Origin of the sequence: Akkermansia muciniphila ATCC BAA-835, assembly GCF_000020225.1 — a bacterium.
GTDB lineage: Bacteria > Verrucomicrobiota > Verrucomicrobiia > Verrucomicrobiales > Akkermansiaceae > Akkermansia > Akkermansia muciniphila.
This window is the reverse complement of the sequence record NC_010655.1, coordinates 1-16367: the sequence shown is the minus strand read 5'-3', so window position 1 is coordinate 16367 and position 16367 is coordinate 1. Positions and strand designations below refer to the sequence as shown.

Sequence of the window (16367 nt, the reverse complement as noted above, 5' to 3'; positions counted from 1 at the left end):
CGAAGGGAATACGAAGATACGGGCAGCCGGGCGCATGATGCGTGCGTTTCAGTTCCTGCTTCCCGTTTCCGCTGTTTTGCGGCAATTAATTCCCGATCATTTTGTAGAAGTCTTCCTCGGAAATGACGGGCACGCCCAGTTTGAGGGCCTTGTCCCGCTTGGAGCCTCCTCCGTTGCCTGCCAGGAGGCAGGAGGTGGATTTGGAGATGGCTCCGGTGGCTTTTCCCCCGTGGGAGGCGATAAGCTGTTCAAAGTAATCCCGCGGATGGCTGAGCGTTCCTGTGATGACGAAGGTTTTGCCGGACAGGGAGCCCGCCGGGATTTCGAGAAGGCTGGCCCGGTAAGATTGGGATTGGGGATTGATGCCCAGTCTGTGCAGGACGTCCATGGTATGGTTCCCTGCTGCGGAGGCGAAAAAGCTCCGGAGGGATTTGGCCGCCGCCACGCCGATTTCGGAGCCATAGCTGAATTTGGCCGTGTTTTTACGCAGGTAGCCCGTTGCCAGATAGGGAGCGGTCAGGCGGTCGATTTCCTCCATCAGTTCCTGGTGGCGCTCCTGTACCGCCTCTGCGGAAAGCGCGCCTTCCTTCACCGCCTTTTTGTTTTCGCGGGTGTTGGGGTTGGTTTTGGCGGCCTGTTCCACCAGTTCATCCAGGCGGACGATGTCCCGGAGGTAGGGAGAATCCGCCACATGCTTCAGGTCGGGATGCGTGTCCGCCAGCGCCTTGGCGACAACTTCCCCCACCAGGGGAATGCCGAAGGCGATGAGCCAGCGCTCCAGAGGAAGCCCTCGCGCGTTTTGCAGGGCGTCCAGCGCTTTCCGGGCATTCTTTTCCCCGTAACGGCGCGGTTCTTCCGGCGTGCCCAGGTTCAGGTTGGCGAGCTGGTCCGGCATCAGGGAGAAAAGGTCCAGCGCGGAGGACGCCAGTCCGGAGCTTCTCAGCGCTTCCGCCACGGAAGAGCCGATGCTTTCCACATCCAGAGCGGACCGGGAACAGAAATGGGTGATGCCCGTGACGGCCTGCGCGGGGCAGGTGAAGTTGGTGCAGCGCCAGGCTACTTTCCCTTCTTCCTTCATGATGGGGTTGCCGCAGGCGGGGCACAGCCCTTTCGTGGCTTCCAGGATGCTGTAGGGCCTGGCGTCCTGCGGGCGTTTGGAAAGGTTCACTTTCAGAACGGCCGGGATGATTTCCCCCGCCTTTTCCACCAGCACCGTATCGCCTATGCGAACGTCCTTCCGGTCGATTTCATCCTGGTTGTGGAGGGTGGCCCGGGCTACCGTAGAACCGGACAGCAGCACAGGCTGCAATTCCGCCACAGGTGTCAGCACCCCGGTGCGTCCTACCTGCACGACAATATTCAGCAGGGTGGTTTCCTTCTGTTCCGGGGGGAATTTATACGCCGCCGCCCAGCGGGGCGCGCGAGCCGTAGCTCCCAGCGCTTCCCGCGTAGCCGTGGAGCTGATTTTAATAACGGCTCCGTCCGTGCCGTAGGGGAGCGTATGGCGGAGCCTGTCAATATCCCGCACGGCCTGGCGGGTGGATTCCAGGCTGTCCGTGTAATACACCGGCTCATTGCAGGGGATGCCGCAATGGCGGAGCATGTTCCAGAAGTCTTTTGCGTCCCTGAGTTCCGGGCCTTCATACGCGCCCAATCCGTGGGCCAGGAAGGCCAGCGGCCGGGCGGCCACTTGCCGAGGGTCCAGCTGCTTGAGGGTTCCGGCGGTGGCGTTGCGCGGGTTGGCGAATGCGGGGAGCCCGTCGGCGTCCCGTTCTTCATTCAGTTTGGCAAAGGCTTCATTGGGCATGAAGACTTCCCCGCGCACTTCCAGCACGGGCGGCGCGCCGGGGGGGAGGGTGAGGGGGACGCTGCGGATGGTGCGGACGTTGGCCGTTACGTCGTCCCCCACGTCTCCGTCTCCGCGCGTGGCCGCATAAGCCAGCTTCCCATTGCGGTACATGATGGAAAGGGCCACTCCGTCAATCTTGGGCTCAACGGAGACGGGCACGTTCTCCGTTTGCAGCGCCCTGGACAGCTTATGGTAGAATTCCGCCAGTTCTTCATCCGGTACGGGGGCGTCCCGCTGCTCAAAAATGTCGTCAATAGACAACATGGGCACCGCATGTCTGATCTGGTTGAAGCCCTGGAGAGGGGCGCCGCCTACGCGGCGCGTGGGGGAGTCCGGATCCGACAGTTCGGGATGGGCTTTTTCCAATTTTTCCAGCTCCAGGAACAGGGCGTCATATTCCGCGTCGGAAATCTCCGGTTCCGCCTGTTCGTAATACAGACGGTTGTGGCGGCGCAGTTCGGAACGCAAATAGTCTATGCGGCGGTGAGCGGGGTCCTCCGCGTTTCCGGGGTGGTCGGTGCCGGCATTTTCCCGCGCCTCCCCGGCCCGGGGTGCCGTTTCATTTGTTGCCTGCTGTGAAGGCTGTTTGCCGGCTGCCAGGGAAAAAAGGTCTTCCTCCATAGGAAAAATGAGTGGGGAAAATGGCTATTTGCTCAGTTTGATGACGGAACAGGGAGTTTTGGAATGTTCATGAGCCTTGAACAGGACCGTTCCGTTGACGACGGGAAGGGCGGTGTTGTCTCCCAGAAGCAATGCTTTGGAATAGCCGGCGGGCAGGGTGACGGCTGTTCCCCCGTCATTTTCGTAGCCGGTGGCATCCAGCGGCTGCATGCGGGCGTGTTCCGCTCCCGCCGTCAATTCTTTCATGGTTCCTTCACTGGGCGGCTGGGCCGGCTCCTTGTCCGGCGGGGGAATCAGGAAGATGAAGATATCCCCCTGCCGATTGATGGTGGCAGGCTGGTCCAGCTGCATGAATGCCCGTGTTCCGTACACGGCTTCACCGTTGATGTTGAGCCATCGGCCTACGCCGCGCATGGTGGCGGCCACTTTTTCCGGAATGGTGCCGTCCGCCATGGGATTGACGTTCAGCAGAAGATTGCCTCCCTTGGTAACGCATTCCACCAGTTTTTCAATGATGGTTTCCGGAGATTTGATGTTGGTGTCGTAGCGGTTGTAGCCCCATTTGTCGCTTACCGTCATGCAGGATTCCCAGTCCACGCCGGGATATCCGCGCCGGGGGATGAAGCGTTCCGGGGTAATATAGTCCCCGCAGCGCAGGTCCAGCGTGCCGGCCTGGTTTTTGTTCAGGCCGGAATAAGCGTACAGGCGGTTGTTCATGATGACGCCGGGATTGATGGAGCGCACCATGTCCATCAGTTCCGGCGCCTTCCAGCCTTTGGCCCCCTCCATGGCTCCCTGGGAGTAATCCCACCACATGATGTCGATGGGCGCGTAACGGGTCATCAGCTCCCGGACCTGGGCGTGCAGGTATTTCTGGTAGGCGGCGTGGTCGCGGGGAATGTTTTTCCTGTTAAGCATTGCCGCCTGTCCCGCAGGGTAGCAGAGGTCCGGGCAGATGGTGTTGTCATAGGACGGGTGATGCCAGTCAATAACGGAGTGGTAGAGGCCCACTTTCAGGCCGCGCTTGCGGCAGGAGTCCACATATTCGCGGATGATATCCCGGTTCACGGCGCTTTTGGCGTCGTAATCCGTCAAGGCGCTGTCAAACAGGCCGAAGCCTTCATGGTGCTTGCTGGTGAGCACTACATATTGGCAGCCTGCATCCCGGGCGAGCTGGGCCCATTCTTCCGTCAGGCCTTCCCTGGGCTTGAACAGGGGCAGAGCTTCCGCGGCGTAGGTATCCGTATCCACTTCCACGTTTTTTTGAATCCATTCGGAACCTCCGGGCCTGCCTTTCCATTCCCCGGCCAATCCGGAATACAGGCCGTAATGGATGAACATGCCGAATTTGGCATCCCTCCACCATTCCATGCGCCGATTGCGTTCCCCCGCCGTTTCCCTGACAGCGGCATGGTTGGCATCCGCAGGGAGGGGGAGGCCGGGCGCTGCTGCCGAAAATTCCGCGGGAACGGTGGCCGGGGAGCCCTGCTTCATTCCGCCGTCGCGCAGCCGGGCTGCGAACTGTTCGTCCAGGGCCAGCGCAGGCTGTCCGTTTTCCGTAATGATTTTAGTGGCGGACTGCTGGGCCGGGGCGGGAAGTCCCAGAGTGACGGCCAGGGCGGCAATCGTGGCTATGTTCATGGTTGTTCAGAATGGTGTGAGGCTGGGGGGGAAGGCTGAACCTGCTTAAATGACGTCCGTATCCGCGTAGCTGCCCAGAATCTTCAGCATGGAGCAGTGCTGCTCCAGCTCCGGAAGGGTTTCCCGTAAGGGGGATTCCTGAATGTGGCCGGCGGCATCTATGTAAAAGACGTATTCCCAGTTGATGACTTTGGACGGGCGGGATTCAATGCGTATCAGGTTATTGTTGTGCCGCTGGAAGCAGTTGACTACTTCCGCCAGGGTGCCGGGTTTATGCTGGATGCGGATGAGCAGGGAGGTGCGGTCCCTGCCGCTGGGCTGCGTTTCCTGGCGTCCGATGACGGCAAAACGGGTGGTGTTGCAGGACTGGTCCTGCACGTCTTCTTCCAGGATGTTCAGGCCGAACAATTCCGCGGCCAGCGGACAGCCGAGGGATGCCGCGCCCATGGCGGCGTTCTCCTTGGCAAGAATGCTGGCTTTCGTGGTGGAGGACGTTTCCACGAGTTCCGCGTTTGGGAAATGCCGCTGGATCCAGTTCCGCGTCTGGCCGAGAACCTGGGGGTGGGAATACAGGATGCGGATGTGTTCCCGCGGAATATCCGCCATCAGGCTGTTGCGGATGTTCAGATTGATTTGGGCGCAGATTTTGAGGGGAGAGGTGACGAAAAGATCCATCACGGCGGTGACGGAACCTTCCGAAGAGTTTTCCACGGGAACTACGCCGTACTGGGCCTTCCCCCGGTCCACCATGTCAAATACGTCCTTGAAGCTCTGGCACGGAATGAGTTCGCAACTTTTTCCGAACTGCTTGAGGGCCGCCTGGTGGCTCCAGGTTCCTTTGGGGCCCAGGTAGGCAATGGTCAGGCCGCCTTCCAGAAAGAAGGAGCAGGAAATGATTTCACGGTAAATAGCCTGGAGGGAGGCTTCCGGCAGCACGCCCGCATTCAGGCGGTTCAATTTGTTGAGCAGGGCCGTTTCCCGTTCGGGAACGAAGATGGGGGAATTTTTTTCCTTTTTAATGCGGCCGACTTCATGCACCCATTCGGCGCGTTTTTTTAACAGCTCTACAATCCGGGCGTCCACCTCGTCAATGGCCAGACGCGCCTTTGTCAGGGCGATGGTCTGTTCATCCGTGTTTCCGCTTTTTTGCTGCCTGGGGGGATTGTCCGGAGAGGCGTCCTCCCCGTGGTGCGTGGTCTCCATGTCTCTGTGAAAGCTGTGTGGTTAAAGCCGTGTCAGGGTAGCGGTTCCGGGGGGGCAAATCAAGATTAAAGGGGAGGTCTCCGCCGCGGATTCTTCTTGCATGCGCGGAAGATGCCGGGCAGGTTCATTTCTCCTTGATTGATGAAAAGAATATTGTTCCCGGCTGACTGTGACCGTAGACGCTCCTGCCGGAAAGGGGGCGTAAGAAGGTGAACGACGGGTCTATTGCCGCATCTTTGTCCGCAAGGATGGGGGCGCCGGATGACGGCGGATTGCTGACGAAGGCCGGGCCGGCTCTGGGATTTGAATATGGCGCTTTCCCGTATTCTGTCCGTTGAAGCGGCTTCCGCTGCCGGGAAATGGCGGGGAGGTTTAGTTCCGTCCTCCGTCTTCCTGTACCGGGCGCAGCTCCGGGATGGCCCCGTAAAGCCCGTTGGGGAAGAGCTGGAGCCACGGCGTGTATTCCGGCGGGACGGGCGCTTCGAAATCCATGCGCTTTCCCGTGCGCGGGTGGTCGAAGCCCAGCCGCCACGCGTGGAGCATGAGCCTGCCGGGTTTTGCCTTTTGCCGGGCGGGTTTGGCGTAAATGGGATCCCCGATGAGCGGATGGCCCAGATAGAGCATGTGCACGCGTATCTGGTGGGTTCTGCCCGTGTGCAGCGTGCACAGAACCAGGGAGGAGTCCGTGGACGGGTCTGCGCAGAGCAAATCGTAGTCCGTAATGGCGGCTTTCCCGGAACCGGGATTGACTACTGCCATTTTCAGGCGATTGACGGGATGGCGGCCGATATGGGTGAAGACCGTGCCGGAACTTTGGGAAGGAATACCCTGGACGACGGCCAGATAACGCTTTTCCGTGCTTCGGGCCGCGAACTGCGCCGTCAGGGACTGGTGGGCGCCGTCATTTTTTGCGATGACCAGGCAGCCGGAGGTGTCCTTGTCCAGGCGGTGGACGATGCCCGGGCGTTCCACTCCGCCGATGCCGGAGAGGTCCCCGCAGTGGTGGAGCAGGGCGTTTACGATGGTGCCGTCCGGGTTGCCGGCCGCGGGATGCACGACCATGCCGCTTTCCTTGTTGATGACTACCACGTCTTCATCTTCATACAGGATGTCCAGGGGGATATCCTGAGGCTGGGCTTCCGCCGGTTCCGGTTCCGGAATGCGGACGGTGATGGAATCACCGCGGGAGACGGGGTTTTTAGGCTTGGCGGGAGAGCCGTTGACCAACACGTCACCGCTTTTGATCAGGCTCTGGATCCTGGAGCGGGAAAGCTCCGGAAGGTGGGCGGCAAGGTATTGATCCAGGCGGATTTTCCCGTCGGCGTCGTCCGTAGTCAGATTCATGTTCCGTGGCGTTTGGTCAATGGCTGTAGGCGGAGGGCGGCAGGTCAATAAAGGTATAATCCAGCCCGTAAACATCCTTGAGAAGAAGCCCCAGGGCCTTTACGCCGAACGTCTCCGTAAAGTAGTGGCCGCCGAAGACCAGATTGACGCCCAGTTCCTGGGCCAGGGGGATGTTCCAGTGGGAGCCTTCCCCGGTCACGTAGGTGCGGCAGCCGAGGGCCGCTGCCTGGGCAAGATCGTCTCCCGCGCCTCCGGTACAGATGAAGATATCTCCGGCCGGAGCCTCCGGGGAATCTTTCCAGAAGGCCTGCACGGGCGCGCCGAGGACGGTTTCCAGTTTTTGCTCCAATTCCGCGCATGTACCTGGAAATTCTCCGTGCGTACCGAGGGAAACGCCGTGGTAGTCCAGCCCATCATGGGAACATGGCCGGAGGCCGCAGGCCTTCGCCAGCAGGGCATTGTTGCCGTATGCGGGGTGGACGTCCAGAGGAAGGTGGGCGGCGTAAATCGCCAGGTTCCCGTCCATGGCGGCTTTCAGCTTCCGGTAGGCGATGCCGGTAATGGGCTGCATGGGCTGCCAGAAAATGCCGTGGTGAAGAAGGAGCAGGTCCGCACCTGTTTCCAAGGCCGCATGAATGGCCTTTTCTGAGCCGTCCACGGCGGCGGCCACCTTGGAAACGGTGCCCCCGTTTTCCAGTTGAAGGCCGTTCAGGGCGCGGGGGGCGTCCGGAATGGAATTCACGGAGAGGATTCCGTCCAGAAAGGAGATGGCGGTGTGCAGCTCAATCTTGCTCATGCGGGAGGAGTGGTTAGTTGTCTTCCGAAAGGCTGGCGCCGAGCAGACGTACGGCGTCCATGTTCAGGATAAAATAATTCGGGGTTGTATTTACTCTGCCGTAATAAAATCTGCTGTATCCGGCCTCTCCCGCCGGGGCGATTTCCAGCGTGATGACTTTGTCCTCCGTTTCCGGTTCCGGGGCAAAGGTAATGTCGCTGGAACCGGATTGGGACTGCACGGGGGCCGCCTCCTTGTAAGACTGGAGGATGAGTTTCAGGCGGAAAACGGGATTTTTCAGGGCTTCATGCGCTGTGGCGTCCGTATAGGGGAGCCAGGCGCTCACCTCCATTTTTTCCAGTTCATCCAGATAGCGGTTGGCGCGGTTCGGGTTGATATTCAAGGTTTCATCCTTCCCGTCTTTGGAGGCTGTCCAAGAATCGTCCAGACGGTCGAATTTCAGAACCAGGGGGCCTCCGGAACCGATGCGTTCCAGGTGCATTTCTCTGAGGTCAAACCTGCTGAAGGAAAAAAGCCTCTTTTTTTTCCAGGCCAGTGCATCCGTCAGCAAATCCTTCATGTAGGCGTTGTCCAGTATGGCGACGGTGGGTTTTCCGGCCTGGCGGGCATACCAGGAACCGTCCGCACCCTTGGAGAAAAACACCGTCACGGGGGGGCGTGGCTCTTCACCGGGCTTGGGCAGAAGGGACATGGTGAGCGTCATTCTGGGATTATCCAGCCCGTACACGGAAAGGTCCGTAACTTTGTCCGAAGCGAAGCCGGCCACTTTTCCCTGTTTAACGGTTTTCAGCAGGGAAATGAGATGCTCCGGATTAGCTTCTTGGTAACGGGCGCCCTCTACCGTGTACAGCCAGGTGGGCTTGATGCCTTTTTTCTCATCCCCCTGAATGAAGCGGGCGATGGTAGGGTAATCCTGAAAACTTTTACGGATGGAAAGGCCGGTAATCTTGTAATCCCCGATGTCCGTCAATTGCTTGGAACGCAGAAGGCCCAGATCCAGCGGAATATTGCGTACGCCGGGAACTTCCTTGTTGGTTTCCGTCGTTTGCGCCAATTCAAAGACGGCCTTACGGTCGGAAACGGTGGCTTTGACCAGTTCGGACAGGCTTCCGTTGTCCGAGGGAGGATAAATCCGGAGCGTGACGGGCTGTTCCTCCATTTGCAGGGATTTGCCGTCCCCTGAAAGGCGGCCTGTGAAATTCCTGATGGAGACGGAGGTGATTTGATCATCCGTCATATCCGGCACGCTCGTTTCCTCCGGGTTGTACACGCGCACGGCGGTCAGCTTCTGGAGCGTGCCCAGCAGCACATCCATCATGGCCGGGTCCGTATCCAGGGAGAGGGGATACGTGATTTTCCAGGGGGAGCCAGGAGTCTTGCGCTCCAGGGCGATGCGCTGGCCCCGGTTGTTGATTTCAATGGAGGCGGGCATGGCCGGATGCAGTAGCAGGGGACGGTGGTCCCGAAGCTGGCGGATGCCGGATTTGAACAGAGGGAGGATGTTGCCGGTGCCCACCAGAATGCGGGTGTCCCGGCCGTAAAAATCCGTCTGCATATAGGTGGTGTCATCCGTGGTCTTGTTCTCCGGATCGTCCACCAGCCAGGGCGCCGGGGAACCCAGCGTATAGCGCGCCACAGTGGAGGAACGCTTTCCGTCGTCGCTCATTTCCTTGAGAGTGATGGTAACGGGAGTGGTTTTCACGCCGAATTCCTTCAGGGATGCGGAATCAATCTTGTGCAGGGGCAATGCGTCCACGATGCTGGTGGAGTACGTGTACTGGAGAATGGCCGCCGCCGCGCGAGGATCCATACGGTCGTTCCAGGGCTTTTCGCACCACCAGACGCCGTTGGGTTTGCGGCGGAATTCCGCGACATCTCCCACGCAATTGATGCGCATCCAGGAAACCTCGTTCATTTCTTCCCGGGTGTACGGGAAAAGCCGTTCTCCGGAACTGAAAGCGGTGCGCCCGATGATGCGGGACAGATTGCCGTCAATCATGAGGAGCACCGCTGCTCCGACAGAAGCGAGGGTGATGAGGATGAGAAGAATAAAACGGAATGTGCGCATGTGCTTCCGGTAATGGGCGTGGGTGGAGTTAATGACGGCGCGTGTTCCAGATAATCAGGGCGATCAGCAGCGCCAGCAGGGGGAGTCCGATATTCGTCAGGAGTTCCAAAACGCCCAGGGCGTTGCGATCCAGATTCAGCTTGACGGTCAGGTCATGGCGGGAGCCGAGGCCACGCAATTCTTCACGGTCCGTCATCCAGCCGATCAGCGTACGCATGAAATCCCTCTGTTCCGGTTTGATTTGCCGGGGCTGGAGCAGGTCCGTATTGCCAAGCAGAACCAGGCGCCCGGTAGTCTTGTTCTGGTTCACGTCCCCGGCATTCCCCCGGATGAGGGCCGCGCCGATCATCAGAGGGCCCGGATTGTCTTCCCTTGCGTCGAACTGGGCAGGGAACTGGTTGTATTTGGTTTCTCCGTAATAATCCTCCGTTGTGACCAGGAGGGGGTATGGCGTAATGCGCTTCTGTTCCATGGCCGCATTGTCGGAATCCAGAATGAGGGAGATGCTCTCCCCTTCCAGTCCGGTGCTGGAATTCCAGAATTCACGGGTGCAATTCAGGGAGGGGGCGAAAATGGAGTTAATTTCAAAAACGGAACGGTTGCCCCTGTTGCGGAGCATCACGCGGTCATTCTGGGGCCGTAGCCCCTGTTCGCGGAGAAAGCGGTAAAGCTGTTTGGGTGTGTCATTCTGGGGTTCCAGCATGATTAGAATGGCGGCGTTCGGGCGCGCCCAGTACCACTGGAGCACTTCCGCCTCCTGCGGGGACAGATCATATTTGGAACCGATAATCATGAATCCTGCGGCGTCTTCCGGAATTTCTTCCAGACCGCTCATGCGGATGGGAACAAGCTGCAGGTTGACGGAACGGCAGATTTTGCCCAGCGTCGTGAAAATGCTTTCTTCCTGGTTGTTGCTCAGGGACTCGTTGAAGTTGCTCTTATCCGCCGCGATATAAATTTTACGAGGTTCGCCGTTGGCCGCTCCGTAAATGCCGGCAGTCATCATGTCTTCAATCTGGAGCGCCACTGCCTTCATGCTTTTGCCGTCCGGCCCGGGTGCGTATACTACGAAGGCGTCTCCGGGCAGGATGCGCACGTGGGCGGCGTCCGCCTGGGTGCCTTCAAACGTCTTGAGCGCTTTTTCCGTATCCTCCCGGGCATCAATGATGACCAGGTTCTTCTTGAATTCAATTCCGTAGATATTGGAGATTTCACGGGCCTTGTTCGGCTGGCGGAGGGGATCCACATACTCCACCTTCACCTTGCCGTTGGAATAACGTTCGTACTCCTCAAGCAGAGAACGCATGCGGGTGTAGTTCTGCGTGGTGCGCAGGAAAGCGAACGTGATTTTGACGGGGGTTTTGCGCTTCTGGATTTCCGGGGACTGGAGCATGTTGATGCTCTGACGGGAAATTTCATAACGCTGGTCTTCCGTCAGGTCCCGGCGGTAATACTCGTGGCAGCCTACGTAATTCAGGCATACGACGATAAGGAACAGCAGGAAAAGCTTGATCCAGGTCATCCAGGGGCGTTTGACCTTGCGGGCGGCGGGCTGGGAGGCTTCTGCGGCCGCGGCGGGGGTGTCTGGTGTTTCGCTCATAGATAAAAATGAAAAGTGGTGAAGGAGGGATGAGTCAGTGTTTCCAGCGGCGGTGGTCAATGATGCGGATGGTGACGGCCAGCGTCAGGACTGTCATGGTCAGGTAAAACACGACGGGGCGCGTGTCAACCAGCCCGGCGGAAAAGCGGTCCAGATGTTCCGAGCAGGACATGTAGTGGAAAATCCCCGCTGCGGGGAATTCCCCCCACACCACGGGAATCAGACCCATGAAGAAAATCAGGACCAGCAGGCCGATGGTGATGATGCCGGAAATAATCTGGCTGCCCGTCATGGAGGAGGCGAAAATGCCGATGGCCGTGAACCAGGCGCCGACCAGCAGCAGAATGGCGTATGCCCCGGCCCAGTCCGCCAGGCGGTAAGGCAGAACCATGCCCGCGTCATATCCGTAAATCCACTGCACAATCAGGTTGGACCAGTCCGCCAGGATGGGATAGAGAAGCATGGGCAGCCACAGGATGATGTAAAAGGCGTATGCGGAGAAGTATTTTCCCAGAACCACCTGCCATGTCTTGATGGGCGTGGTGAGCAGGGATTCCAGTGTTCCCGTCTTTTCCTCCTCCGCCAGGGAACGCATGGTGAGCAGAGGGAAGATGAACAGGAAGTAAAACCAGAACATGGGAGAATGCAGGATGAAGAACAGGATGCCTTCCTTCTGCGGGGCCAGTTGAAAAGCCTTCAGCGTGCCGGACAGGGAGACGCTCTGAAGGGCCATGACGAAAGCCAGGATAACCCATCCGTACGGAGTCATTACGTAGCTTCTGAGTTCTTTTCTGAAAATGGTAAGTACTGGAGACATGGGGAGAAAAGGGAAATGGGCGGTGGTGGATAGGCGGGGATGGAAAAAGGGGGGGTTAATCTTTACGGGTCATTTCCACGAACACTTCTTCCAGCGTGGGGGTGTGGCGGTAAATATGGCGCAGGGGGCAGCCCTGTTCCGCAAGGAGGCGCGCAGCCTTTTCACGGGTATCCGTCCCGGCCTCCGCGCGTACGGTCAGCGTATGCCAGCCGTCGGCGTCCGTTCCTTCATGGATGACCTTCTTCACATGTTCCAGGTTTTCCAGTTTCCGCGTAATCAGGGCCAGGTCTCCCCGGAATTCCAGAGTAATCTTGCCGGCTGCCCGTAGATTGGCCGTCAGGTTGGAGGGGGTATCCGCTGCCTTGATAGTTCCCTGGTCAATGATGATGACCTTGTTGCAAATCATTTCCACCTCACTGAGAATGTGGGTGGAAAGAATAATGGTATGGTTGGCCGCCAGACCTTTGATCAGTTCGCGTATCTGGCGTATCTGGTTGGGGTCAAGACCGTTGGTAGGTTCGTCAAGGATCAGCAGGTCCGGTTCCCCCAGCAGGGCGTCCGCCAGGCCTACGCGCTGGCGGTAGCCTTTGGAAAGGGTGCGGATCATCTTGCGGCGCACGGGATCCAGGCCGCATTGTTCTACAACCTTGGAGACGGCAGGCCAGATCTGCCTGGAAGAGATGCCTTTAAGCCTGGCGCGGAATTTCAGGTATTCCGTGACGCGTTGGTCGTCGTAAAGGGGCACGTGTTCCGGCAGGTAGCCCAGATGTTTGCGAGCCTCCAGGGGATTTTTCACAATGTCGAACCCGGCAATCGTGGCTGTGCCGGAAGTGGGGGGCAGATAGCCGGTCAGCATGCGCAAAGTCGTGGTCTTGCCTGCGCCGTTCGGCCCCAGGAACCCTACGATTTCCCCCTTTTCAATCTGGAAGGAGGCATTCTTTACCGCTTGAAAGCGGCCAAACTCTTTGGAAAGCTGGTCGGCGTGGATCATGGAATCAATGGGAACAGGGTGATTCTAATCCAAACCGCTTTCGCCTCAAGCTTATTCTCCCCTGCGCCGCGGAAGCGCTTCTTCCGCTTGAAAAGCCATGGGCATTCAACGGGACCATGCTTTTCCAGCAGGGCTGGAGGGAAGGAAAATCAATCCCTCAACTCCTCTTCCAGCCTCTGGACGATATCCCTCACGCGCACATCCTCTTCCATACGGGAGGCGACCAGCTTGTTCGCATGGATGACGGTGCCGTGATCCCGGCCGCCGAACGCCTGGCCGATATCCTTCAGGGAGCGTTCCGTCAGGCGGCGGCTCAAGTACATGGCGATCTGGCGCGGAAAGGCGATGCTGTTGGGGCGGCGCTTGCCGGTCAGGTCGCTGACCTTGAGTTCGTAAAAATCCGCCACGCGCTTCTGGATGGAATCTACGGTCAGGATGCGGCTTGTTTCTTCCCGCAGGATGTCGCGTAAAAGCTGCTCAATTTTGGCGATGTCAGGCATGTCTCCGGACAGGGAAGTAAAGGTGGCTACACGGAGCAGTGCTCCTTCCAGGCGGCGCACGCTCTTCTGGATGCGGCTTGCCAGAAACTCCAGAATTTCGTCGGATACGTTCATGCCGGCCCGGTCGCGCTTGCTGCGCAGGATCTCCAGCCGTGCATTGTCGTCCGGAAGGTTCAATTCTACCGTAAGGCCTGATTCCAGGCGCGCCGCCAGCCGGGGGTCCAGATTGGAAATATCGCATGCGGCGGCATCCGCGCAAATCACGATGGTTTTGTGGGCATGGAACAGTTCGTCAAACGTATGCAGGAATTCTTCCACCGTTTTTTCCTTGCCGGAGATAAATTGCACGTCGTCCACCAGCAGGACGTCTGCCTTGCGGTACTTGCGGCGCAGTTTGGTGAAGCTTTGTCCGTTCTGGGTTCGGGAAGCGTCAATAAATTCATTGGCGAACTGTTCGCCCGTGACGTACACCACATTTGTGGATGAATCCTGATGGAGCACCTCATGGCCAATGGCCTGGAGAAGATGGGTTTTGCCAACGCCGGATTTACCGTACAGGAAAAGTGGATTGAACAGGGCCCGTTCCGACTGGGCGACGGACAGTCCGGCCTGGTACGCAAAACGGCTGTCCTCATACACCACGAACGAATCGAACGTATATAAGTCATTCAGGCATGCCCTGGCGGCCGATGTACGCTGTTTTTTGACCGGTGCGGCCGGGGAATCCGCCGCCTGCGGCGTTTTGGCCCGGGAAGAAGCTTTTTGCGGCTGGCCTTCTGCAGCGGGCATGGAAGCCACTTCATCTGTGCAGACGAATTTGATCTGGCGTTCCGTGCCCAGAGCCAGCATGGCGGCCTGCTTCAGCTCCGGCGTATAGCTGTTTTCCACCCAGAGGGCGGCCATAGGATCGTCGCATACCAGCGTCAGCGCCTTCCCTGAATCCTCCAGCAGGGAAAACTTGGGAAACCACAATCCATAAACCTCCGGGGACATGATTGTTTGCAAGGCTCCCGTGATTTTGGACCAGGTGGCTGACAGTTCTGATGGCGGAGTCATTGTTATTGGAAATAAAAGATGTTGCTGGTTAGAAATAGCCGTAAGGCGTTCCGTCCCGCTACGAGGCCGCCCGCGGATGGAACCGGATCAGGTTCATCCGCAGCCGTGACAGCTCGTGGCGTCCATCGGGGTGGAGAAGGCGAACTCATCCGCTTTCAGCTCAACACCCCGGTTGACGGGAGCGCCAAATTACTGATTTGCGTCTGAGGAAAAAATATCTTTTTGAAACAGCGCGAGTCATCGTTCTGCGGCTCTACGTTCCACGGGGGTTCCACATGAAAAAATATTTTGTTCTTGCTTCCTCCGATAATTTAGTCCTCCTGAGTATATTTTCTGTATGACATTGTTAATTACTCATCATCAATGTGTTGTTGTTTTGTTACTGGCCTGGGTGACGAAAAGTGCATGATTACGCCGCCGGAAATCAACCACTTACAGGGACCGGAACGGAACTGTCCGGGAAGATGCAGGAGGGAGGCGGTCCGCATGGTTGACAACGGCCGTCCGGAAACCTAACGTGGCTGCATCATGGAACAAATGGAACAGCCAGGGGAAGCATGCCTGTCTCTCTACCGGGGGAAATTTCTGGAACTTCTGAAAGAGGGGAGGTGGGAATACGTGCGCCGGGTTAATGCCAGCGGAGCTGTCATGATCGTGGCCGTGACGAAAGAAGGAGAACTGTTGCTGGTGGAAGAATACCGCGTTCCCCTGCATGCCCGGACCGTAGGGCTGCCTGCGGGCATTTCCGGGGATGAAGGGGAGGAAAGCACGCTGCAATCCGCCCGGCGTGAACTTGAAGAGGAAACCGGATACCGGGCGGACTCCTGGACGTATCTTTTTGCGGGGCCTTCTTCCCCAGGATTGACTACGGAAATGGTATCCTTCTATCTGGCGGAAGACCTGCATCGAATATCGGCAGGAGGCGGTGTGGCCCACGAAAATATTACTGTGCACCGCATTCCTCTTCCTCAGGTGCATGACTGGCTGATGGAGCAGATGGGACAGGGAAAAGTGGTGGACCCGAAAATCTTTATGGGCCTCTATTTCCTGTCCTGCTGCGGCAATGGCATGGGACAGAAGGCATCATAATGTCCTGTGCCGTAAATGCCCGCATGTAGGAAACGGCATGGGACACAGGCTGTATGAAACGGTTGAGTGAAAAATGCTTCATCCGTAATGATTTCTCTGGAGGGGAAGGCGGGTTGCCGTGATAAAATGCTCCTGATCCATAAAAAAATCTGGACATTCTTTCCGATCCGGGTTAAATATTTCTCCGCCTTACGGCATCAACCACTTAACGGCAGGGTAGCTCAGTGGTAGAGCAGAGGACTCATAAGCCTTTGGTCGGGTGTTCAAATCACCTCCCTGCTACCATCTTCAAAGCCCCTTAAATCCAACGGTTTAAGGGGCTTGTTACTTTTAGTGCATATATTGCACATCATGCTGGAAATCAGTGAAAAAGGGTATCATATGGTCAAAAAAGCATGCACAATGATGCACAGCTTGATTGACAATTGGAAGCCTCCCCCCGGCACTTTCCGCCCTGGAAAACCGTGGAGTACTGTTATTCCGGTGCACATATCCACACGGGGATATGAATGTTGGATTGGAATCTCGCTTGTGAGAAGCTGCGTTTTCTTTTCTCAGGATTTTGCCGTTCAGGATGCCGCATGAAGTGAAGGCTCCGATACCGGACAGGTACTGGAAAATAAAAAACCGCATTGTTTTTGGAAATCCGGCGGAGGGGGGGGAAATGGGTTTTAGATGCTGCGGCGCATCATCAGAGCAGCTAAACCCGAAAGGCTCGGAGAAGCCGTAGCCGGGGACGGATTAAAAATCCGCATAATTCTTTTTAAGTTATGTGGTTATTTTATAAGATTT

The 16367-nt window shown here is 57.7% G+C and carries 11 protein-coding genes and 1 tRNA gene; 2 read left to right on the top strand and 10 right to left on the bottom strand.

Annotated elements, in window-relative coordinates:
• Positions 1 to 85: 85 nt before the first annotated feature.
• From ligA to dnaA, 10 genes are all read right to left on the bottom strand, one after another.
• Entirely contained in the window at positions 86 to 2470 is a 2385-nt protein-coding gene (gene ligA / locus AMUC_RS00065) for an NAD-dependent DNA ligase LigA (RefSeq protein ID WP_012419073.1), read from the bottom strand.
• Positions 2471 to 2494: 24 nt separating this feature from the next.
• A complete protein-coding gene (locus AMUC_RS00060; RefSeq protein ID WP_012419072.1) occupies positions 2495 to 4111 on the bottom strand; it encodes an alpha-L-fucosidase in 1617 nt (538 codons plus the stop codon).
• A 45-nt stretch (positions 4112 to 4156) separates the two neighbouring features.
• Positions 4157 to 5314, bottom strand: coding sequence for a prephenate dehydratase (pheA, locus tag AMUC_RS00055; protein ID WP_012419071.1), 1158 nt, complete (start codon positions 5312 to 5314; stop codon positions 4157 to 4159).
• A 372-nt stretch (positions 5315 to 5686) separates the two neighbouring features.
• Positions 5687 to 6658, bottom strand: coding sequence for an RluA family pseudouridine synthase (locus AMUC_RS00050; RefSeq protein ID WP_012419070.1), 972 nt, complete (start codon positions 6656 to 6658; stop codon positions 5687 to 5689).
• A 16-nt stretch (positions 6659 to 6674) separates the two neighbouring features.
• On the bottom strand, positions 6675 to 7454 hold the full coding sequence (locus AMUC_RS00045) for a Nif3-like dinuclear metal center hexameric protein (protein WP_012419069.1): 780 nt from the start codon (positions 7452 to 7454) through the stop codon (positions 6675 to 6677).
• A 13-nt stretch (positions 7455 to 7467) separates the two neighbouring features.
• Positions 7468 to 9522: a DUF4340 domain-containing protein gene (locus tag AMUC_RS00040; protein WP_012419068.1), complete on the bottom strand. Its 2055-nt coding sequence runs from the start codon at positions 9520 to 9522 to the stop codon at positions 7468 to 7470.
• Positions 9523 to 9550: 28 nt separating this feature from the next.
• Positions 9551 to 11122, bottom strand: a complete 1572-nt coding sequence (locus AMUC_RS00035) for a DUF7088 domain-containing protein (RefSeq protein WP_012419067.1) — start codon at positions 11120 to 11122, stop codon at positions 9551 to 9553.
• A 34-nt stretch (positions 11123 to 11156) separates the two neighbouring features.
• A complete protein-coding gene (locus tag AMUC_RS00030) occupies positions 11157 to 11939 on the bottom strand; it encodes an ABC transporter permease subunit (protein ID WP_012419066.1) in 783 nt (260 codons plus the stop codon).
• Between the two features lie 55 nt (positions 11940 to 11994).
• Positions 11995 to 12930, bottom strand: coding sequence for an ABC transporter ATP-binding protein (locus tag AMUC_RS00025; protein WP_012419065.1), 936 nt, complete (start codon positions 12928 to 12930; stop codon positions 11995 to 11997).
• Between the two features lie 149 nt (positions 12931 to 13079).
• On the bottom strand, positions 13080 to 14486 hold the full coding sequence (dnaA, locus tag AMUC_RS00020; RefSeq protein WP_012419064.1) for a chromosomal replication initiator protein DnaA: 1407 nt from the start codon (positions 14484 to 14486) through the stop codon (positions 13080 to 13082).
• A gap of 528 nt (positions 14487 to 15014) precedes the next feature.
• Here dnaA and AMUC_RS00015 point away from each other — a divergent pair.
• Together AMUC_RS00015 and AMUC_RS00010 are read left to right on the top strand one after the other, a co-directional pair.
• A complete protein-coding gene (locus AMUC_RS00015; RefSeq protein ID WP_012419063.1) occupies positions 15015 to 15575 on the top strand; it encodes an NUDIX hydrolase in 561 nt (186 codons plus the stop codon).
• Between the two features lie 210 nt (positions 15576 to 15785).
• Positions 15786 to 15860, top strand: a tRNA-Met gene (locus AMUC_RS00010).
• The last annotated feature ends 507 nt before the right edge of the window (positions 15861 to 16367 follow it).